The 18,836-nt window shown below is 72.9% G+C and carries 20 protein-coding genes; 3 read left to right on the plus strand and 17 right to left on the minus strand.

The features are described 5' to 3' along the window. Positions 1–41 precede the first annotated feature (41 nt). Genes JOD66_RS11950 through JOD66_RS11985 form a run of 8 tightly spaced genes read right to left on the minus strand, consistent with a single transcriptional unit; the run spans position 42 to position 9,518 of the window. Positions 42–1,211, minus strand: a complete 1,170-nt coding sequence (locus tag JOD66_RS11950) for an acyl-CoA dehydrogenase family protein (protein WP_204837097.1) — start codon at positions 1,209–1,211, stop codon at positions 42–44. Then, positions 1,208–3,169 carry an acetyl/propionyl/methylcrotonyl-CoA carboxylase subunit alpha gene (locus tag JOD66_RS11955; RefSeq protein WP_204837098.1) on the minus strand — a complete coding sequence of 654 codons (1,962 nt, stop codon included), beginning with the start codon at positions 3,167–3,169 and terminating at the stop codon, positions 1,208–1,210. Before JOD66_RS11955 ends, JOD66_RS11950 begins: the two co-directional genes overlap by 4 nt. A gap of 8 nt (positions 3,170–3,177) precedes the next feature. Then, positions 3,178–4,728, minus strand: coding sequence for an acyl-CoA carboxylase subunit beta (locus JOD66_RS11960; RefSeq protein WP_205126349.1), 1,551 nt, complete (start codon positions 4,726–4,728; stop codon positions 3,178–3,180). Positions 4,729–4,784: 56 nt separating this feature from the next. Further along, the gene (locus tag JOD66_RS11965) at positions 4,785–5,267 is read right to left on the minus strand and encodes an SRPBCC family protein (RefSeq protein ID WP_204837099.1); all 483 of its coding nucleotides are present in this window, start codon (positions 5,265–5,267) and stop codon (positions 4,785–4,787) included. Then, complete coding sequence (locus JOD66_RS11970) at positions 5,267–6,403, minus strand: acyl-CoA dehydrogenase family protein (protein WP_204837100.1); 1,137 nt, start codon at positions 6,401–6,403, stop codon at positions 5,267–5,269. Before JOD66_RS11970 ends, JOD66_RS11965 begins: the two co-directional genes overlap by 1 nt. Beyond that, the gene (locus JOD66_RS11975; RefSeq protein WP_204837101.1) at positions 6,404–8,119 is read right to left on the minus strand and encodes an acyclic terpene utilization AtuA family protein; all 1,716 of its coding nucleotides are present in this window, start codon (positions 8,117–8,119) and stop codon (positions 6,404–6,406) included. Beyond that, the gene (locus JOD66_RS11980; protein WP_204837102.1) at positions 8,116–8,913 is read right to left on the minus strand and encodes a TIGR03084 family metal-binding protein; all 798 of its coding nucleotides are present in this window, start codon (positions 8,911–8,913) and stop codon (positions 8,116–8,118) included. The genes JOD66_RS11975 and JOD66_RS11980 overlap by 4 nt, the downstream gene beginning before the upstream one ends. Continuing rightward, positions 8,913–9,518: a TetR/AcrR family transcriptional regulator gene (locus JOD66_RS11985; RefSeq protein ID WP_307823463.1), complete on the minus strand. Its 606-nt coding sequence runs from the start codon at positions 9,516–9,518 to the stop codon at positions 8,913–8,915. The genes JOD66_RS11980 and JOD66_RS11985 overlap by 1 nt, the downstream gene beginning before the upstream one ends. 112 nt (positions 9,519–9,630) lie before the next feature. Between JOD66_RS11985 and JOD66_RS11990 the strand changes: the two genes are divergently transcribed. After that, positions 9,631–9,873 carry a type II toxin-antitoxin system Phd/YefM family antitoxin gene (locus tag JOD66_RS11990; RefSeq protein ID WP_204837103.1) on the plus strand — a complete coding sequence of 81 codons (243 nt, stop codon included), beginning with the start codon at positions 9,631–9,633 and terminating at the stop codon, positions 9,871–9,873. Beyond that, the gene (locus JOD66_RS11995) at positions 9,870–10,259 is read left to right on the plus strand and encodes a type II toxin-antitoxin system VapC family toxin (RefSeq protein WP_204837104.1); all 390 of its coding nucleotides are present in this window, start codon (positions 9,870–9,872) and stop codon (positions 10,257–10,259) included. Before JOD66_RS11990 ends, JOD66_RS11995 begins: the two co-directional genes overlap by 4 nt. A 75-nt stretch (positions 10,260–10,334) precedes the next feature. Here JOD66_RS11995 and JOD66_RS12000 read toward each other — a convergent pair whose 3' ends face one another. From JOD66_RS12000 to JOD66_RS12030, 8 genes are all read right to left on the minus strand, one after another. Beyond that, the gene (locus JOD66_RS12000) at positions 10,335–11,156 is read right to left on the minus strand and encodes an NAD(P)H-binding protein (RefSeq protein WP_204837105.1); all 822 of its coding nucleotides are present in this window, start codon (positions 11,154–11,156) and stop codon (positions 10,335–10,337) included. A gap of 253 nt (positions 11,157–11,409) precedes the next feature. Further along, the gene (locus tag JOD66_RS12005) at positions 11,410–13,986 is read right to left on the minus strand and encodes an FtsX-like permease family protein (RefSeq protein ID WP_204837106.1); all 2,577 of its coding nucleotides are present in this window, start codon (positions 13,984–13,986) and stop codon (positions 11,410–11,412) included. Then, positions 13,983–14,702 (minus strand): ABC transporter ATP-binding protein, encoded by a 720-nt coding sequence (locus JOD66_RS12010; protein WP_204837107.1) that lies wholly within the window; start codon positions 14,700–14,702, stop codon positions 13,983–13,985. Before JOD66_RS12010 ends, JOD66_RS12005 begins: the two co-directional genes overlap by 4 nt. Next, positions 14,699–14,827, minus strand: a complete 129-nt coding sequence (locus JOD66_RS29100; RefSeq protein WP_275579817.1) for a hypothetical protein — start codon at positions 14,825–14,827, stop codon at positions 14,699–14,701. The genes JOD66_RS12010 and JOD66_RS29100 overlap by 4 nt, the downstream gene beginning before the upstream one ends. Further along, complete coding sequence (locus JOD66_RS12015; RefSeq protein ID WP_204837108.1) at positions 14,824–15,417, minus strand: PadR family transcriptional regulator; 594 nt, start codon at positions 15,415–15,417, stop codon at positions 14,824–14,826. Before JOD66_RS12015 ends, JOD66_RS29100 begins: the two co-directional genes overlap by 4 nt. Before the next feature lie 78 nt (positions 15,418–15,495). Continuing rightward, positions 15,496–16,263, minus strand: a complete 768-nt coding sequence (locus JOD66_RS12020; protein ID WP_204837109.1) for a calcium-binding protein — start codon at positions 16,261–16,263, stop codon at positions 15,496–15,498. A gap of 23 nt (positions 16,264–16,286) precedes the next feature. Beyond that, a complete protein-coding gene (locus JOD66_RS12025) occupies positions 16,287–16,688 on the minus strand; it encodes a PIN domain-containing protein (protein WP_204837110.1) in 402 nt (133 codons plus the stop codon). After that, entirely contained in the window at positions 16,672–16,944 is a 273-nt protein-coding gene (locus JOD66_RS12030; RefSeq protein WP_239545210.1) for an AbrB/MazE/SpoVT family DNA-binding domain-containing protein, read from the minus strand. Before JOD66_RS12030 ends, JOD66_RS12025 begins: the two co-directional genes overlap by 17 nt. A gap of 54 nt (positions 16,945–16,998) precedes the next feature. Here JOD66_RS12030 and JOD66_RS12035 point away from each other — a divergent pair, with 54 nt between their 5' ends. Continuing rightward, positions 16,999–17,760, plus strand: coding sequence for an SDR family oxidoreductase (locus tag JOD66_RS12035; protein ID WP_204837111.1), 762 nt, complete (start codon positions 16,999–17,001; stop codon positions 17,758–17,760). Here the strand turns inward: JOD66_RS12035 and JOD66_RS12040 are convergent. After that, the gene (locus tag JOD66_RS12040) at positions 17,744–18,835 is read right to left on the minus strand and encodes a VanZ family protein (RefSeq protein ID WP_204837112.1); all 1,092 of its coding nucleotides are present in this window, start codon (positions 18,833–18,835) and stop codon (positions 17,744–17,746) included. The two genes, JOD66_RS12035 and JOD66_RS12040, sit on opposite strands and share 17 nt — an antisense overlap. Position 18,836: the final 1 nt, after the last annotated feature.

Raw genomic sequence — 18,836 nt, forward strand, 5'->3', positions numbered from 1 at the left:
GCGCGACCCGTTCGTCAGATACGCGGCGAAGGACGGAACCCTCAGTACGACTTGGGCAGCCCCAGCGAGTGCATGGCCACGAAGTTGAGGATCATCTCGCGCGAGACCGGGGCGATCCGACCGAGCCGCGCGGCGACCAGCATGTTACCGAGGCCGTACTCCTGGGTCAGCCCGTTGCCGCCGTGGGTGTGGACGGCGACGTCGGTGGCATTGCAGGCGACCTCGCCGCCGGCGTACTTGGCCATGTTGGCGTACTCGCCGGCCGTGAAGTCGTCGCCGGCGTCGTAGAGCGCGGCCGCCTTCTGCCAGAGCAGGCGGGCCTGCTCGAGCTCGATCTTCACCTTGGCGAGCGGGTGCGCGATGCCCTGGTGGGCGCCGATCGGCTGGTCCTTCCAGACCGAGCGCTCCTTGGCGTACGCCGTGGCCTTCTCCAGCGCGTAGCGGGCGATGCCGCACGAGAAGGCGCCACCCATGATCCGCTCGGGGTTGAGGCCGGCGAAGAGCTGCCACAGGCCGCCGTCCTCGTCGCCGACCAGGCTGTCGGCGGGGACCCGGACGTCGTCGAGGAAGAGCGTGAACTGCTTCTCCGGCGCCTGCCACGACATCGGGATCGGCTGCTTGGTGAACCCCGGAGCGTCGGTGGGTACGACGAACAGCGCCGGCTTGAGCTTGCCGGTCTTGGCGTCCTCGGTGCGGGACACGATGAGCACCGACTGGGCCTCGTCGACGCCGGAGATGAACGTCTTCTGCCCGTTGAGCACCCACTGGTCGCCGTCGCGGGTGGCGGTGGTGGTGATCTGGTGGGAGTTGGAGCCGGCGTCGGCCTCGGTGATGCCGAAGGCCATCAGGTGGGTGCCGTCGGCGATCGCGGGCAGCCAGCGCTGCTTCTGCTCCTCGGTGCCGCAGCGGCTGATGATCGAGCCGCAGATGGCGGGCGAGACCACCATCATCAGCAGCGGCGCGCCGGCCGCCGCCGACTCCTCGAGGACGGCGGCCAGGTCGGCCATCCCGCCGCCACCGCCGCCGTACTGCTCGGCGATGTTGACGCCGAGGAAGCCGTTGCGGCCCATCTCGAGCCACATGTCGGTCATCTTGCCGCCCTCGCGGGCCTGCCTCTCGACGTACTCGCGGCCGTACTTGCCCGCGAGCTTCTTGACCGCCTCGCGCAGGGCGACGCGCTCCTCCGGCTCGGTGAACATGGTCTGGGTCATGACGACTCCTCCTCCGAGCCTTCCGGCTCCACGACGGCGAGCACGGCGCCCGCCTCGACCTGCTGACCGGCGCTCGCCGACAGCTCGGTGACGGTGCCCGCATAGGGCGCCGCGATGGTGTGCTGCATCTTCATGGCCTCCATCACGAGGATGGCCTGGCCCTCCTGTACGACGTCGCCGAGCGCCGCGCGGACGCTGATCACGCTGCCCGGCATCGGCGCCAGCAGCGAGCCCGCGGCGACCTGGGTGGACGGGTCGACGAAGCGCGGCAGGATCCGGAGGGTGGCCCCGCCGCGGGGGCCGTCGACCAGCACCGCGTCCGCGAGCACCCGGACCGCGTAGCGCCGGGTGACCCCGTCGACGTCGAGCACGACCTCGACCGGCGTCGCGGAGACGACGACGACGTCGTCGCGCTCGGCGCTGCGGTAGCCGTCGCGGCCGCCGTACCAGCGCACGTCGACCTCCTCGGCCCCGAGACCGAGCCGGGTCGAGCGCGGCCCGGCGTCGACATTGCGGAAGCCGGCCGGGATCCGGGACTGCACCCGCGCACCGGTACGACGGTGCTCGGCGAGCGCGACCGCGCCGGCCAGCGGCAGCAGGTCGTCCGCGCCTGGGGACGCGAGCGTCTCGGGGTGGTCGGCGTAGAACGAGGTCGCCAGGCCGGCCGGGTCCAGGAACCCGGGGTGCCGCAGCGACGCGACGAGCTGGTCGCGGTTGGTGACCAGGCCGTGGATCCGGGCCTTCTCCAGCACTCGCGCGAGCGAGCGGGCGGCCTGCTCGCGGGTCGGCGCCCAGGCGATCACCTTCGACAGCATGGCGTCGTAGAAGGTGCCGACCTCGTCGCCGGACTCGAACCCGGTGTCGAGGCGGACGCCGAAGCCGGCGAGCGCGAAGGCGTCGTCGTGGTCGACCTCGAGCTCGAGCAGCCGCCCGGTCTGGGGCGCGTAGTCGGCGGCGGGGTCCTCGGCGTAGAGCCGGACCTCGATCGCGTGCCCCACCGGCTCGGCGACCGGCGGGAGCGGCCGGCCCTCGGCCACCGCGATCTGGAGCTCGACCAGGTCGACGCCGTGGATCAGCTCGGAGACCGGGTGCTCGACCTGGAGCCGGGTGTTCATCTCCAGGAAGAAGAAGCGCTCGGTGTCGGCGTCGTAGAGGAACTCGACGGTGCCGGCCCCGACGTAGTCGACCGCCTGGGCCGCGGCCCGCGCGGCGTCGTGCATCGCGGTGCGCACCGCGTCGGACAAGCCGGGGGCGGGGGCCTCCTCGACCACCTTCTGGTGCCGGCGCTGCAGCGAGCAGTCGCGGGTGCCGAAGACCTCGACCCTGCCGGACCGGTCGCCGACGACCTGGACCTCGACATGGCGGCCGCGCTCGACGTACGGCTCGACGAAGACGGTGCCGTCGCCGAACGCCGACTCGGCCTCGGCCGCCGCCTTCTCGACCTCACCGGCCAGCTCGCCGAGCGAGCGCACGACGCGCATGCCGCGCCCACCGCCGCCGGCCGACGCCTTGACCAGCAGCGGCAGGTCGGCCTCGGTCGCGGTGTCCACGGTGAGGTTGCCGAGGACCGGCACGCCCGCCGCGTCCATCAGCTTCTTCGACTCGATCTTGGAGCCCATCGAGTCGATCGAGGACGGGTCGGGACCGAGCCACACCAGGCCCGCGTCGGCGACCTGGCGTGCGAAGGCGGCGTTCTCGGAGAGGAAGCCGTAGCCGGGGTGGATCGCGTCGGCACCGGCCTTGAGCGCGGCGGCGATGACGAGGTCGCCGCGCAGGTAGGTCTCCGCGGGGGCATTCCCCGGCAGGCGTACGGCGGCGTCCGCCTCCCGCACGAAGGGCAGCCCGGCGTCGGCGTCGGAGTGCACGGCCACGGTCTCGATGCCGAGACGGCGGGCGGTGCGGAAGACCCGGCGGGCGATCTCGCCGCGGTTGGCGACCAGGATTCGGGTGATCGTCATGGGAGCCCTCACATCCGGAAGACGCCGAAGTTCATGGCGCCCTCGATCGGCTGGTTGTCGATGACGGACAGGCAGATGCCCAGCACCGTCCGGGTGTCGCGCGGGTCGATGACGCCGTCGTCGTAGACCATCCCGGACAGGACGTAGGGCAGCGACTGCTCCTCGATCTGCTGCTCGACCATCTCCTTGATCGCCACGAAGCCCTCGGCGTCGAAGGGCTGGCCCTTCTTCTCCGCCGACTCGCGGGCGACGATCTCGAGCACGCCGGCGAGCTGGGCCGGGCCCATCACCGACGACTTGGCCGAGGGCCAGGTGAACAGGAAGCGCGGGTCGTAGGCGCGCCCGTTCATGCCGTAGTTGCCCGCGCCGTACGACGCGCCCATGATCACCGTCAGGTGCGGCACCTTCGAGTTGGAGACCGCGTTGATCATCATCGCGCCGTGCTTGATGATGCCGCCCTGCTCGTACTCCGCGCCGACCATGTAGCCGGTCGTGTTGTGCAGGAACAGCAGCGGCGTGTCCTTCTGGTTGGCCAGCTGGATGAACTGCGCCGCCTTCTGCGCCTCCTCGCTCATCAGCACGCCGCGGGCGTTGGCGAGGATGCCGATCGGGTGCCCGTGCAGCGTGGCCCAGCCGACGCACAGCGCCGAGCCGTAGAGCGGCTTGAACTCGTCGAACGGCTGTGCGTTGTCGGGTCCGGTCCCGTCGACGATGCGCAGGATCGCCTCGCGCGGGTCGAACGGCTCCTTGAGGTCGGTGGGGATGAGGTCGAGCAGGTCCTCCGGGTCGAGGTCGGGCTCGGCGTACGACGTGCTGGGGACCGCGCCGGCCTTGCGCCAGTTGAGCCGGGCGATGGTACGGCGGGCGAGCCGGATCGCGTCGTGCTCGTCGATCGCGAGGGCGTCGGACAGACCGGAGGTCCGCGAGTGCATCTCGGCGCCGCCGAGCGTCTCGTCGTCGGACTCCTCGCCGGTCGCCATCTTCACCAGCGGCGGGCCGGCCAGGAACACCTTGGCCTGCTCCTTGACCATGATCACGTAGTCGCTCATGCCGGGGACATAGGCGCCGCCGGCCGTGGAGTTGCCGAAGACCACCGAGATCGTGGGCTGCTTGCGCGCCGAGGAGCGGGTGAGGTCGCGGAAGCCGCGGCCGCCGGGGATGAAGATCTCCTTCTGGGTGGGGAGATCCGCGCCGCCCGACTCGGTGAGGTTGATCGTCGGGAGGAAGTTCTTCTCGGCGATCTCGGCCGCCCGGAAGGACTTCTTCAGCGACCACGGGTTGAGCGCACCGCCCTTGACGGTGGGGTCGTTGGCGACGATCAGGCACTCGACGCCCTCGACCACGCCGATGCCGGTGACGAGCGAGGCGCCGACCGCGAAGTCGCTGCCCCAGCCGGCCAGCGGCATCAGCTCGAGGAAGGCGGAGCCCTCGTCGACGAGCAGCTCGATCCGCTCCCGGGCGGTGAGCTTGCCGCGGTCCTTGTGCCGGGCGATGTACTTGCCGCCGGCCTCGACCGCCTTGGCCTGCTCGGCGTGCAGGTCGGCCAGCTTGGCCTCCATCGCCGTACGCCGGTCGTGCTCCGGCGCCTGCTCGGGGATCTCGGTCTCCGTCGTGGTCACGTCTCGCTCACTTCCTCGAGCACCGCCTTCATCCTCTCCAGGGTCGTGCGCATGCCGCGCTCGTTGGTCTTGCCGCGCAGCCGGCCGAGGACCAGCCAGTAGCCGCGCATGAACCAGGCCGGCGTCAGCCGGAAGTACTCGGTGACGCTGGTGCCGTCGCCGTCCGGCCGCATCCGGTAGCCCCAGGTGTTGAGGGGGTTCTCGTCGAGGCCGACGGCGAACTCGAACACCTCGTGGGGCTCGGCCTTGGTGACCGTGCAGGGCGTCCAGTACACGGGGCCGACGCCGTTCCGCTTCACGTGGCCACGGAACCGGGCGCCGACGACCGGCCCGGTCGCGCCGTGGGTCCACTCGGCCTCGAAGGTCTCGGGCGAGAACTCACCGATCCGGGTCACGTCGCTGACCAGCGCCCAGACCTCCTCGACCGGCGCCTTCATGTGCACCGTCACCTCGCCGCCGAGCGGCTTGAGCAGGCCCATCAGGAGTACCCCAGCAGCCTGGCGGCGAGGTCGGTCAGCACCTCGGTCGCGCCACCGCCGATCGGCAGCAGCCGGGCGTCGCGGTAGTGGCGCTCCACCTCGGTGCCGTGCATGTAGCCGGCACCGCCGTGCAGCTGGACCGCGAGGTCGGAGACCGCGACCGCGGTGTCGACGGCGGTCTGCTTGGCCAGGCAGGCCTCGGCGATCACGTTCTCCCCGGCGACATGGCGGGCCGCGACGTCGAGGGTGTAGGTGCGCGCGACCTCGACCTGGCGGTGCATCTCGACCAGCTGGGCGCGCACCACCTGGTTCTTGTTGAGCGGCTTGCCGAAGGTCTCCCGCTCCCGGGTGTACGCCGCGGCGAGGTCGAGACAGCGCTTCGCGTGGCCGTAGCCCATCAGCGCGAGGAAGATCCGCTCCACCACGAACTGCTGGGCGATGTAGTAGAAGCCCTGGTTCTCGCTCCCGACCAGGTTCGCCACCGGGACCCGGACGTCGGCGTAGGACAGCTCGGCGGTGTCGGAGCAGAGCCAGCCCATCTTCTTCAGGCTGCGCTGGACGGTGAAGCCCGGCGTCCCCTTGTCGACCACGATCAGCGAGATTCCGGCATGGCCCGCCTCGCCGGTGCGGCACGCGGTCACGACGAAGTCGCCGCGCACCGCCGAGGTGATGAAGGTCTTGGCGCCGTTGATGACGTAGTGGTCGCCGTCGCGGACCGCCTTGGTGGTGATCCCGGCGACGTCGGAGCCGCCGCCGGGCTCGGTGATGCCGAGGCTGCCGATCTTCTCGCCGGCCAGCGTGGGCCGCACGTAGCGGTCGATGAGGTACGGCGAGCCGTTCTCGACCATGTGGGGCACCGAGATGCCGTGGGTGAACAGCGAGGCCATCAGCCCACCGGACGCACCGGCCTCCATCAGCCCCTCCTGCAGCGCGCACGCGTCGAGCAGGTCGCCGCCCTCGCCACCGGCCGCCTCGGGGTAGCCGACCGCGAGCAGGCCGGCCTTGGCCGCGGCCTGGGTGAGACTGCGCGGAAGCTCGCCGGCGTCCTCCCACTCCTGCAGGCTCGGCATGATCTCGCGGCGTGCGAACTCGCTCGCCGACTCCTTGAGCGCCTGGCGCTCCTCGCTCCAACGCATCTAGACCAAGTCCTCCTGGATGTGGACGATCCGGCTGCGCACCCATTCCCCGAGGCCCTTGGCCTGGGGGTCGAACCGGGTGGACGCGGCGACGCCGTCGCCGAGCAGGCCGTGGATGACGACGTTGACCGCGCCCAGGTTGGGCAGCACGTAGACGTCGATGTCGAGGTCGCCGGCCTCCGGGACCAGCTCCCGGATCTTGCGGTCCTTGACGATCTTGGCGAGCCACTGGCAGCGCGCCTCGTACTTCGGCGAGCCGTCGTTCTTGACCCACAGGCCGAGGTTGGCGTTGCCGCCCTTGTCGCCGGAGCGGGCGTGCACGAAGGTGCCGAGCGGCATCCGGCGGGTGATCGTGTCGGCCGGCGCGGGGTACGGCGAGGGCCGCTTGCCGAGCTCCGGGTCGAGCTCCGCGGGGTCGGCGAAGACCGTCGGGTCGGCGATCACCTCGCGGCTGCCGTCGTGGTGGACGACGGTGTGGGCGACGGCGGCCCGGTCGACGTACTCGGGACGGTAGATGCCGAACGGACTGGGCTTCTGGGGCGGCGTGGTCATCGTGAAGCCGGGATAGCTGGCGAGCGCGAGCTCGACCGCGGGACCCGTGAACGGCTTGCCGAGCGGGCCGGCCTCGGAGTCCTTGCCGATGCAGCGCAGGATGACCGAGGCGCCCTCCTCGGTGTCCGCATCGCCCGTACGTGCGGGGGTCTGGGTCCAGGTGACGCTCTGCGCGGTGAGGTGGGGGGCGAGCTGGCTGCGCAGCCACTCCGCCTTGGCGTCGACGTCGAGGCCGGTGAGCACGAACTCGACCTGATTGCGGTAGCCGCCGAGGGTGTTGACCGCGACCTTGAGCTGCTCGGCCGGCGGCGCGCCGGTGACGCCGGTGATCTCGACCCGGTCGGCGTCCTGCTGGCGCAGCCGGATCGAGTCGAGCCGGGTGGTGACGTCGGGGTTGAGATAGCGCGTCGACTGGATCTCGTAGAGCAGCTGGGCGGTGACCGTGTCGACGGTGACCGCGCCGCCGGTGCCGGCGTGCTTGGTGATCACGCTGCTGCCGTCGGCGGCGATCTCGGCGATGGGGAAGCCGAGCGGCCTGTCCATGGGGGCGCCGGCCCGGAACAGGTCGACGAAGCCGGAGAAGTTGCCGCCGGTGGCCTGGGTGCCGCACTCGATGACGTGGCCCGCGACGACCGCGCCGGCCAGGGCGTCGTAGTCGGACGGGGTCCAGCCGTGGTGGGCGATCGCGGGGCCGACGACGACGCTGGCGTCGGTGACCCGGCCGGTGACGACGACGTCGGCGCCCCTGGTCAGCGCCGCGGCGATGCCGAAGGCGCCGAGGTAGGCGTTGGCGGTGAGCGCGCCCTCGAACAGGTCGGCCGCGCGCAGGTCGTCTCCCTCGACGTACGCCACCTTGGCGCCGGTGCCGAGCTCGTCGATCTTCCTGGCGAGCGCGGCGGGGTTGAGCCCGCCGGCGTTGCTGACGATCTTGACGCCCTTGTCGAGCGCGAGGCCGAGAGTGTCCTCGAGCTGCTTGAGGAAGGTGCGGGCGTAGCCGAGGTCGGCGTCGCGCAGGGTGTCCATGCCGAGGATGAGCATGGTCAGCTCGGCGAGGTAGTCGCCGGTGACGACGTCGACGTCCCCGCCCTCGAGCTGCTCGCGCAACGCACTCAGTCGGTCGCCGTAGAAGCCTGAGCAGTTGGCGATCCTCAGGGGTGAGGTCATCGCGGGTCCCTCCCGCCGCCCGCCGGGCCCGCGAACGCCTGGGCGATGGTCAGCCACTTCTCGGCGTCCTCGCCGACGGCCTTCAGGCCGGTGTCGTCGCGGTGGATGCGCTGGGTGACCAGCTGGCAGAACTCGTAGGCGTCGCCGGTGACCCGCTGGGCGGCGTCCTCGGGTCCCCAGGTCCACACCTCGCCGCTCGGCGCGGTGAGCTCGACCCGGAACTCCTCGGCCGGGGCGTCGAGACCGTTGTTGGCGTAGGCGAAGTTGCGGGTGCGCACGCCGATGTGGGCGACGTGCCTGATCCGGTCGGTGACCTCGGGGCGCTCGCCGAGGGCGTCGTACACGTCGAGCGCGTGGGCCCAGGTCTCCATGTACCGGGCGGTCGCCATCGAGGTGGGCGACATCGGCGGCCCGAACCAGGGCAGCTTGAGCCCGTCGGGCACGTTCTGCAGCGCAGAGGCGAGCACGTCGCGGCCGGCGTCCCAGCGGCTCAACAGCCGCTGGGGCGGGATCGCGCCGAGCTCGAGGGCCTGGGCGTCGACGAAGCCCGACGGGTCGTTGATGGCGTCGAGCACCACCGCGTCCCAGGCCTCCTTCCCGCCCCCGGTGTGGGACAGCGCGGCGAGCACGGCGACCTCGTCGGTCCAGGTCAGGTGACCGATCGTGGTCGCGATGTCCCACCCCTCGGCGGGGGTGGCGGTGCGCCAGCCGGCGTCGTCGAGACCGGCGACGACCGCACGCAGCGCGTCGCCCTCGGCCGCGAGGTCGGCGAGAATGCCGTCCAGAACCGTCATCAGCTCTCCTTGCTCAGGGCCGCGTCCAGCGTGCGCGCCCACTCGGTGAGGATCCGGCGGCGACGGCGGGCGTCGTCGCCGAGCGTGTTGGCGAGGCCCAGGCCCCGCACCAGGTCGAGCGTCGCCTGCACCAGCTCGCGTACGCCGGGCCGGGACTCGTCGACGCCGAGCAGCTCGACGGTCAGCCGGTGCGTCTCGCGGCCGACGTGCTGCTCCAGCGGCGCGACCGCCTCGTGCAGGCCCGGGTCGGTGCGGGCGGCCACCCACAGCTCGAGGGCGGCGGTGAAGACCGGGGAGGCGAAGTGCTCGCCGAGCATCTGCATCACCGCCTCCGTCCGGCCCCGGCCCCGCGGCAGCCTGGCCGCCGCCTGCTCCAGGTCGGACCCACGGATCGCGGTGAGATGGCCGACCGCGGCGACGACCAGGTCGTTCTTGGTCGGGAAGTGGTGCAGCTGGGCGCCCCGGCTGACGCCGGCGCGCTCGGAGACCAGGGTGGTGGTCGTACCGCCGAAGCCCTTCTCGACCAGCAGCTCGACGGTGGCGTCCATCAGCCGCTGCCGCATGGCGCGGGTGCGCTCCTCCTGCGGCACGCGGGTGGTGGTCACGTCGTCAGCATGGCGCGGGACAAACAAACAGTCAAGCCTGACTTTAAATGATAGATCGGGGTCTGACCAGACTGGTCTGGTCAGATCGGTCAGATCGGCCTAGACTGGCTCCATGACGACCACCGTCAACGTCCAGGAGGCGAAGACCCGGCTGTCCGAACTGCTCAAGAGCGTCGAGGCGGGCGAGTCGATCGTCATCGCCCGAGCGGGGAAGCCGATCGCCGAGCTCCGGCCGCTCCAGCGTGTCGACCTCGTCTACGGCGGCTTCGACGTCGTGCTCGACGACCGCTTCTTCGAGTCGCTGCCCGAGGACGAGATCGCCGGCTGGGAGGGCGGCGCCATCGCGGCGGGATGAACCTGCTCCTCGACACCCACGTCCTGCTCTGGCTGGCGGCTGACGACTCCCGCCTCACCGCTGTGACCCGCGAGCTCCTCGCCGGTGCGTCGCAGCGCCATGTCTCGGCGGCCTCCGCCTACGAGATCGCGCTCAAGACCCGGCTCGGGAGGCTCCCCGGCGGGACCGCCGTCCTCGACGGCTGGGGGCGGCTGATGCGCAACCTGCAGGCGAGCGAGCTCCCCCTCTCCGTCGCCCACATGGCGCGCGCGGGCTCGATGGACTGGCACCACCTCGATCCCTTCGACCGCATGCTGGTGGCCCAGGCCCAGCTCGAGGGCCTCACCCTCGTCACCGACGACGGCACGATCCGCGACTTCCACGACGTGCGCACCCGCTGGGCCTGATCGCGAGCCTCAGTCGATCCGCGCCACCACCGGCAGCCGGCCGCGCACAGCCCGGCAGGCAGGGCCCGGTGAGCGTCAGGAATCGCTGTCGGCGCCACGCATCGTGTCGTCGGCGACCTCGTGGATGCCGCGGGGCGCCCGGCGCAGCAGGGCGGTCAGCTCGTCAGCCGGCTGGGCCAGCAGTCTGGCCCGGAACAGCGCGTGCAGCTGCCCGAGAGGTCCCAGGTCCTGGTCCGAGACCCGGCGATGGGTCACGGTGCGGCCGAGCCGGGCAGCGAGGTGGCGGGCGAGGTCGTCGTACGTCCACGGCGGACCGTTGAGGAGTCGGGTCGACGACGACGGATCGGCCGCGGTGACGGCGACGACGGCGGCGGCGGCAAGGTCGTCGGTGGACGCGGTCCTGACCGCGGCCCCGTCGGTCGACGAGGTGATGTACCCGCTGCGAGCCGCCTCCTCGATCGCGCGCCGCGCGAACGGCTCGCTGTAGATGCCGTTGCGCAGGATGGTGTGCGGCAGGCTCGCCGCGAGCTCCTGCTCGGTCGTGAGGTGGCCGGGGTCGTGCTCCGCGCCGAGGGCGCTCGTGTAGACGACGTGATCCACGCCGACCCGTGCGGACTCTTCGATGACGTTGCGGTGCTGGCTGACCCGGATGGCCGGGTCGAGAGCCGGGCTGGACACGAGCACCAGCCGGGTCACTCCGTGCAGCGCGTTGCGGATGCTGTCGCGGTCGTCGTAGTCGCCGCGCGCGACGCGCACCCCCCGTGTCTCCAGGGCCGAGGTCTCGGCTCCCGGCCGGGCCAGTGCGATGACGGTGCTCGAGGGCGTCGAGCGACGCAGCTGCCGGACGATGCGGCTCCCGAGATTGCCGGTCGCGCCCGTGACGAGATAGGTGTTCATGATGCTCTTTCCTGCTGATGAGTGAGGGAGGGTGAGCGGCTCGGGTGGATGGGCCGAGTACCCCTCACTCGGGGCAGGCGGAGCGGGACGCGCCGGGAGCCGGGCGTCGATCCTCGACGCGGTGCCGCGTCAGCATGCGAGTGTCAGCAAGACGACCAGGACGATAGCGGCCGGCGGGCCGGCCCGCACCCGGGTTTCGCTGCCCACCCGAAGCCTGCGGGACCGAGCCGTCAGGGCGTGTCCTGGGAGACTCCTAGTCGATCCGCGCCACCACCGGCAGCCGGCTGCGCGCGCAGAGCCCGACGGCCGCGGCGGTGAGCAGCGGCAGCCCGACGACGACCAGCGCGAGCAACGGCCAGGGCACGGCGAGCAGGGTGCTGCCGTCGTCGCCGCGCGACAGGGGGCGGCTCACGGCGAGGCCCGGGACGAAGCCGATCGGCGCACCGAGCAGGGCGCCGACCAGCCCCACCACCAGCGCGTACGACGACGCGACCCGGCGCCGGGTGCGGGCCCGGGCGCCGACGGCGGCCATGGTGGCGAGGTCGGGACGGGCGTCGGAGAGGGCGAGGAAGGTGGCGGTGAGCGTGCCGCCGAGCATCAGGATGCCGCCGAGGACCGCCAGCACCCACTGCAGGATCCGCACGCTGTCCTCCGGCTGGTAGCCGCGCTCGACCACCAGCGTCCCGGTGCCGGGCGTCGACGCCAGCGCCTCGTCGAGGTCGACCTCGGAGGTGGCGGAGAGCGGCGGGGCGAGCACCAGGCCGGTGGTGGCGACGGTGAGGTGCAGGTCCGTGGCGACGGCGGGCGGCAGGATCAGTGCCGCGGCGCCCAGCCCGCCCGGCGGGCGCACCGTGACCGCCGGGAGGTCGCTGATGCGCTCGCCGAGGACCACCCGCACCTGGTCGCTCACCTCGGGGCCGAAGGCGTCGTCGCCGCGGAGCACGACGACCTGGCCCGCGGCGAGCGCCCGGTCGGCCCGGTCGCGGTCGGCATTGCTCAGGCCGAGCGCGGCCGGGGCGCTGGTCGCGACGAGCTGCCCGGTGCCGAAGACGCCCGACGTGGGCAGCACGAGCGGCTCGGTGCCGACCTGGAGCTCGAGGAACGGGCCGGCGTCGTCGAAGCGGACCCCGGCGACCTCGTCGACCCGGTCCGCCGGCAGCCGGGTCGCCAGCACCCGGCGTGCGACGGCCGGGTCGCCGCCGGGGTCGAGCGCCACCGCGCCGTACCCGTGGGCGAGCTGGGGGTCGTAGTCGCGCTCGTCGGCGGCCTGCTGGCTGCTGAGCGCGATGGCGAGGGTGACCACGCCGGCGACGGTGGCGCCGACCGCGGCGACGGCCGGGACGGTGCGGGTGCGGTGGCGCGCGGCGTCGCGGGCGGCGAAGCGCAGGGCGAGCGGGAAGCGGCGGGCGAGCCGGGCGACCCCGGCGACGGCGGTGGCGACCAGGAGGATCATCCCGAGGACGGACAGCAGCGCGGACGCCCCGACGAGCGCGGGCGAGGCGCCGCTGGCCCGCGAGCCGAGGATGCCGGCGGCGGCACCCGCGGCGACCAGGAGCAGGCCGAGCACCGGGGAGCGGCGCGAGGGCCGGCCCTCGCCGCGGCGCCCGGCGAGCACCGCGACCACGTCCTGCCGCGACGCGGACACGGCGGGCACGACCGCCGCGAGCACGGCGGCGGCCAGGCCGAAGCCGGCGACCGCGAGCAGCACCGACCACGGCACCTCGAACGGGCCGAACCAGGTGCCCTGGAAGCGCTGCGCGACCGGCACCAGCAGCGCCCCGACGCCGATGCCCAGCACCACCCCGAGGACGCCGCCGAGCAGGCCCACCACGACGCCCGACGCGAGGACCATGCGGCGCGCCTGGGCCGGCGTGCCTCCGGTGGCGGCGACCAGGGCGAGCGCCCGAGCCTGAGCCCGGGCGCGGACGGCGAAGGCCGGTCCGGCGAGCAGGACCACCTCGAGGAGCACCATCGTGACGACCAGCACCAGCGCGGTCAGCCTGGTCTCGTCGACCGGCTCGTCGCCCACCACCTCGGGCGGCTGCGCCGAGGACGGCGGCGGGTCGGAGAGGACCGCGCGCGACGCCGCGAGCAGGCCCACCGCGTTGAGCGCGCGGACGTCGTCCCAGCCGACGGGAGCACCGCCGACCAGCCAGGCCGGCTGCCCATCGGGGACGCCGATCGCGCCCGACAGCACCGCGGCGACCGGCTCCTCGCGGGTGGTCGCGCTCACCACGATGCCGACGACGCGCAGCTCGGTGCGGCTCTCGCCGTCGGCCGTGCGACGCAGCACGGTGAGCGTCTGCCCCAGCCCCGGGCCGCGCTCGGTGACGGCGGCGTTCACCACGACCTCGTCGGCGGTGCGCGGGTAGCGGCCGTCCTCGAGCCGGAACAGCCCGTCGGTGAGCGGGCTGGCGAGGTCGGTCTCGGTGACCAGCAGGTCGGCGACGCCGCGGTCGGTGCGATAGCCGAGGTACTCCTGGGCGAAGGGCACCAGCTCCCGGTCCGCACCCAGCACACCGCGCACCTCCTCCGCCGTCGCGACGTGCTCGTCCTCGCCGACCCACCGGGTGGGGCCGTCGGGGTCGAAGCCCTGCAGCACGGCGCTGGTGCCGCTGCCGCTCACCAGCGCCGCGGCGGAGCCCATCCGCCGGTCGACGCCCTCGGCGCCGGAGACGTTCGCCGTCCGCCACACCACGGCGGCCGCGGCGACGGCCAGCACGGGCAGGCACACCAGCACCAGCATCAGCGCGGTCTGCGCCTTGCGCCGCCAGGCCTCTCGCCGGGCGAGGCGCAGCGCGACCCGCCAGCCGCCGATCCGGGGGCTCATCGCGCGGCCGGCTCGGTCAGCACCTCGGCCCGGTCGGCGCCCGTCTCGTCGACGACGACGCCGTCGCGCAGGAACACCACCCGGTCCGCCCAGGCGGCATGCCGCGCCTCATGGGTGACCAGGACACCGGCCGCACCGGCGTCGCAGCGGGCCCGCAGCAGCTGGAGGATGCCCTCGCCGGTCTCGGTGTCGAGCGCGCCGGTGGGCTCGTCGGCCAGGATCAGCCGGCGCTCCCCCACCACCGCACGGGCGATCGCGACCCGCTGCTGCTGCCCGCCCGACATGTTGTCGGGGAACCGGTCGGCCAGGTCGAGGATCCCGACCTCCTCCAGCGCCCGCCGCGCTTCGGCGTGGGCCTGGCGCGGCCCGATGCCGTCGAGCTCGCGCGGGAGCGCGACGTTCTCGGCCGCGGTCAGCGCGGGGATCAGGTTGAAGCCCTGGAAGACGTAGCCGATCGACGTACGTCGCATCCGCGCCCGCCCCTGCTGGCCCACCCTCCCCAGGTCGACGCCCTCGACGGTGACCGTGCCGCTCGTCGGCTGGTCCAGCCCGCCGGCGATGGTGAGCAGGGTCGACTTGCCGGACCCGGACGGACCCATCACGGCCACCAGCTCGCCGGGGTACGCCGCGAAGGACACCCCGCGCAGCGCGCGGACCTCGTTCGGGCCCGTGCCGTGGGTGCGGACGACGTCGGTGAGCTGCAGGACGGGGTTCATCGCTCTTGCTTTCGGGAGAGGAGGCGGGCGGCGCGGATGCGCAGGAGTCGTTCGCGGGCCTCGGCCAGCCAGCGCTGCTCGGCGCGGTCGAGGCGACGGGCCTGGTCGGGCAGGTCGGGACTCATCGCCGGCTCCGCTCCGTGCTGGGAGCGGCGACGGCGGCGCCCGTCGTCCCGGCGGCGGGGGCTTCGGCGGCAGCGCGTCGCAGCCGTGCCTCGCAGTGGTCGAGCCAGCGGATCTCGGCCTCCGCGCCGAACACCAGCGAGTCGAGGACCAGGCTCCAGGCCAGGTCCGATGGCGCCACCGACGCCGCGGCCTGGCGCTTGAGCCGGGTGTAGTCCTGGAGCGCCGCCATGGTGGCGCCGCGCTGCTGCTGGATGACGGTGCCGACGTCGACACCGGGCACGGTGACCGCCAGGGCGAGCTTGATCGCCAGCTCGTCGCGCGGCGGCTGGGTGCGCGCGACCGGGGTGGTGAACCAGGCGGCGACCTCGCCGCGACCGGCGTCGGTGATCCGGTAGATCTGGTGGCCTTCGCCGTCCTCGCCCTCGGCGTGCGCGAAGCCGTCGCGCTCGAGCCGGGTCAGCGTGGTGTAGACCTGCCCGACGTTGAGCGGCCAGGTGGTGCCGGTGCGCTGCTCGAACTCGGCGCGCAGCTGGTAGCCGTACATCGGCTGCTGCTCCAGCAGCGCCAGCAGGGCGTGCTTGACGGACATCCGGGCTCCCTCGACGTCGACTACATACCGGGTATAGAAATGTATACCCGGTATATGGCTGGCCTGTCGAGCCGGCGGCTACCGCTCGCAGCCGCGGCGTACCTCCCCGGTGCAGGTGTCCCTGCCCCGCCCACCGATCACGGTGTCGATGCCACCGCGGCCGTCGAGGACGTCCGCCCCCGCGCCACCGCGGAGCACGTTGTCGAGGCCGTCGCCCAGGATCAGGTCGTCGTCGGGGGTGCCGCGGACCTCCTCCACCCCGGCCAGCAAGGTGCGCAGCCGCACGCTGCCGACCTCGGTCTCGGCCGAGGCCAGGCCGAGCGCGAGGTTGACGTAGACCCCCGAGGTCGCACCCGCGACGTAGCCCTCGTAGAACACCACCCGGTCGTGGCCCGGACCACCGTCGAAGGAGCCGGCGCCCATCGGCACCCAGGCAGTGTCGGCGCCCTTGCCCCCGCGCGCCACACCGACGCCGTGGAACCGGTCGGCGCCCTTGCCGCCGTCGGCCCGGCCGGCGAAGTAGACGGTGTCGTCGCCCCGCCCGGCGACCACCCGGGTCCGGGCACTGCCGCAGATCAGGTCGTCGCCGTCGAGCCCGAGGACGACGTCGCGCCCCTTGCCCCGGCCGGCGACGATGACGTCGCGCTTGGCAGTCCCGACGATCCGGTCATCGCCCTTGGACGGATCGACGATCGTGGCGCGCTGACCCGCGCAGGTCGGCGCCGGCGCGTGCGCCCCGGCAATCCCGGCTCCCGCTCCCGTGACCGCGCCGCCGGCCACGAGCAGCACCACCGCCGCGCTGGTCCGGGCTTTCCCGATCGTCCGCATCCCTGCTCCCTGTCGCATCAGGGCAGGATGTCAGGCGTGGTTCAGATCAGCCGATAGCGCACCCCCAATGCCGCATAGGTCTCCCGGGCCCGGCGGTCACGGGTGATCAGCGTGACGTCATGGTGGCGCGCGGTCAGCCCGACCAGGCCATCGTAGACCGCGCCGCCGACGACGTCGGCGGCGGCGCAGTCGGCGACCAGCTCGGCCTGGCGCGACTCCGGCAGGCCGATCACCTCGAGACCCAGGCCGTCGAGCGCGCGCAGGACGTCGCGTCCGGCCATCTGGTAGGCCAGCTGCACCCGGGTCAGCACGCTGTAGGTCTCGAGCAGCACATGGGTCGGCACCGCGGTCAGCTCGGGCCACACCTCGAGCGCCTCGGCGTGGGCGGGATGACGTGGATTGAGCGTCGGAACCAGGAGGCTGGTGTCACAGGCGGCGGTCACGGACGGCCTCCAGGGTCTCGCGGATCATCTCGTCGGTCAGCGGCGGCACGTCGTCGTCCTTGAAGACGATCCGCGGCGGCCCGCCCTCGGGGAACTCGATCTCGACCTCGGCCGGCGGGATCTCGACCCGGAGCCGGCCGTTCTCGAAGATCAGGTCGAGGCGGGTGCCGCCGGTCAGCCCCATGGCATCGCGGATCGCCTTGGGCACGACGATCCGCCCGGCGCTGTCGATGGTGGTCCGCATGGCACTGCCCATGGCATCGACTCTACCATTTGCGGTGGTATCGCGCACGTGCGCCAGACTGCCGCCATGGCAGAAACGATCCTGATCACCGGCGCGTCGAGCGGGCTGGGCGCCGAGATGGCCCGCCAGTTCGCGGCCCGGGGCTACGACCTGGCACTGGCGGCCCGGCGTACCGAGCGGCTCGAGGAGCTGGCGGCCGAGGTGCACGCCGCCCATCCCGGGCGACGGGTGGCGCTGCGGGCGCTCGACGTCACCGACCACGCGGCGGTGTTCCGGGTGTTCAGCGAGCTGCGCGACGAGCTCGGCCGGCTGGACCGGGTGGTGGTCAACGCCGGCCTCGGCAAGGGCGCCCGGCTCGGCACCGGCCGCTTCGACGCCAACCTGGAGACCGCGATGACCAACTTCGTCGGCGCGCTCGCCCAGACCGAGGCCGCGATGGAGGTCTTCCGCGCGCAGGAGGCCGGGCACCTGGTGATGGTGTCGTCGATGGCGGCGATGCGCGGGATGCCCTCCTCGATGACGACGTACGCCGCCACCAAGGCCGGCGTCGCGCACCTCGCCGAGGGCCTGCGCACCGAGCTCCACGGCACGCCGCTGCAGAAGCGGATCAAGGTGACCGTGCTCTACCCCGGCTACATCCGCTCGGAGATGAACGACCAGGTGGAGCAGTCGACGCCCCTGATGTCGTCGACCGAGAAGGGCGTGGCGGCCATGGTCACCGCAATCGAGAAGGAGGTCGCCGACGCCTGCGTGCCGCCGCTGCCGTGGGCGGCGATGGCTCCGGTGATGAGGCATGCCCCGCTCGGCGTGCTCAAGAGGCTGATCTGAACGGTTCCCGCTCCCGGACCGCGCGCGGCAGCACGATCTCCAGGTCGAGGCCGGCCACGGCGTGGGCGAGGCCGCGGTGCCCGCCCGCCCTGGGGATCGCCGCCGCCAGGCTGACGACGACGAACAGCGCCAGCACCGGGCCGGTCCACGCACCCGGGATCGCGAGCAGCGCGACGAACGGGCCCACGCCGGTCACCAGCTTGAGGCCGCGGGCCACCGGCACCGGGCCGCGCCCACCGGTGGTGCGCACCGAGACCACCCACTCGCCGACGGTCCGCCCGCCGAGGAGGACGGCGGCCACCTCGACCAGTCCCGGAACGCCCCACTGCAGCAGGCGCTCGGGCGTGGTCGGCAGGTCCTCGAAGGGCACCTCGACGACGTACAGCTGCACCGCCCGCCACGCGATCGACAGCGTCGACCCGAGCAGCAGCACGAACAGCCCGTCGCAGACCATGCCGACCCAGCGCCGCCCCAGCGTGATGCTCGTCGGCCAGACGACCTCGGGCCGCCGGCGGCGGATGAAGATCGCCGACACCAGAGAGCCGAGGGTCGCGCCGAGGGTGTTGATCATCAGGTCGTCGACGTCGAAGAGCCGATAGGCGCAGTCGTAGAGATGCCATACGCCGGTGGCCTGCGTGGTCTCGATGAGCAGCGACACCGAGAAGCCCAGCAGGGTGGCGACGACGACCCCACGACGCGCGATCCGGCGGACGAACCAGCCGAGCGGCACGAACAGCAGCACGTTGAGGGCGACCTGCTGGAAGGCCACGTCGTGCGCCAGCGCCGACAGCCCGGCCCGCGAGCCGAGATCACCCCAGTCGATTCCGCGGATGGTGTCGAAGGGCACCGTCTGCCTGCCGACGCAGCGGTAGTCGTCGCTCGCCGGCATCGGCAGCAGCGTGTAGGTCCACAGCGCCAGGCCGTAGACCGCGCCGGACAGCAGCACCACCAGGTCGCGCGGACCGAGCCGCCCGTCCCTGCGGTACTCCACGGCCGCGACCGGGAGCAGCAGCACCACGGCGACGACGGAGCCGAGAGCGGTCGCGATGACCGCGTTCATCACCTGGTCGGACATG

Origin of the sequence: Nocardioides nitrophenolicus (genome assembly GCF_016907515.1) — a bacterium.
In the GTDB taxonomy this organism is placed as follows: domain Bacteria; phylum Actinomycetota; class Actinomycetes; order Propionibacteriales; family Nocardioidaceae; genus Nocardioides; species Nocardioides nitrophenolicus.

Excerpts from the sequence above, each read along its gene's own strand:
- JOD66_RS11950 (WP_204837097.1), bottom strand. The coding sequence starts at position 1,211 with ATGACCCAGACCATGTTCACCGAGCCGGAGGAGCGCGTCGCCCTGCGC.
- JOD66_RS11955 (WP_204837098.1), bottom strand. The coding sequence starts at position 3,169 with ATGACGATCACCCGAATCCTGGTCGCCAACCGCGGCGAGATCGCCCGC.
- JOD66_RS11960 (WP_205126349.1), bottom strand. The coding sequence starts at position 4,728 with ATGGAGGCCAAGCTGGCCGACCTGCACGCCGAGCAGGCCAAGGCGGTC.
- JOD66_RS11965 (WP_204837099.1), bottom strand. The coding sequence starts at position 5,267 with ATGGGCCTGCTCAAGCCGCTCGGCGGCGAGGTGACGGTGCACATGAAG.
- JOD66_RS11970 (WP_204837100.1), bottom strand. The coding sequence starts at position 6,403 with ATGCGTTGGAGCGAGGAGCGCCAGGCGCTCAAGGAGTCGGCGAGCGAG.
- JOD66_RS11975 (WP_204837101.1), bottom strand. The coding sequence starts at position 8,119 with ATGACCTCACCCCTGAGGATCGCCAACTGCTCAGGCTTCTACGGCGAC.
- JOD66_RS11980 (WP_204837102.1), bottom strand. The coding sequence starts at position 8,913 with ATGACGGTTCTGGACGGCATTCTCGCCGACCTCGCGGCCGAGGGCGAC.
- JOD66_RS11990 (WP_204837103.1), top strand. The coding sequence starts at position 9,631 with ATGACGACCACCGTCAACGTCCAGGAGGCGAAGACCCGGCTGTCCGAA.
- JOD66_RS11995 (WP_204837104.1), top strand. The coding sequence starts at position 9,870 with ATGAACCTGCTCCTCGACACCCACGTCCTGCTCTGGCTGGCGGCTGAC.
- JOD66_RS12000 (WP_204837105.1), bottom strand. The coding sequence starts at position 11,156 with ATGAACACCTATCTCGTCACGGGCGCGACCGGCAATCTCGGGAGCCGC.
- JOD66_RS12005 (WP_204837106.1), bottom strand. The coding sequence starts at position 13,986 with ATGAGCCCCCGGATCGGCGGCTGGCGGGTCGCGCTGCGCCTCGCCCGG.
- JOD66_RS12010 (WP_204837107.1), bottom strand. The coding sequence starts at position 14,702 with ATGAACCCCGTCCTGCAGCTCACCGACGTCGTCCGCACCCACGGCACG.
- JOD66_RS29100 (WP_275579817.1), bottom strand. The coding sequence starts at position 14,827 with ATGAGTCCCGACCTGCCCGACCAGGCCCGTCGCCTCGACCGCGCCGAG.
- JOD66_RS12015 (WP_204837108.1), bottom strand. The coding sequence starts at position 15,417 with ATGTCCGTCAAGCACGCCCTGCTGGCGCTGCTGGAGCAGCAGCCGATG.
- JOD66_RS12020 (WP_204837109.1), bottom strand. The coding sequence starts at position 16,263 with ATGCGACAGGGAGCAGGGATGCGGACGATCGGGAAAGCCCGGACCAGC.
- JOD66_RS12030 (WP_239545210.1), bottom strand. The coding sequence starts at position 16,944 with ATGGGCAGTGCCATGCGGACCACCATCGACAGCGCCGGGCGGATCGTC.
- JOD66_RS12035 (WP_204837111.1), top strand. The coding sequence starts at position 16,999 with ATGGCAGAAACGATCCTGATCACCGGCGCGTCGAGCGGGCTGGGCGCC.
- JOD66_RS12040 (WP_204837112.1), bottom strand. The coding sequence starts at position 18,835 with ATGTCCGACCAGGTGATGAACGCGGTCATCGCGACCGCTCTCGGCTCC.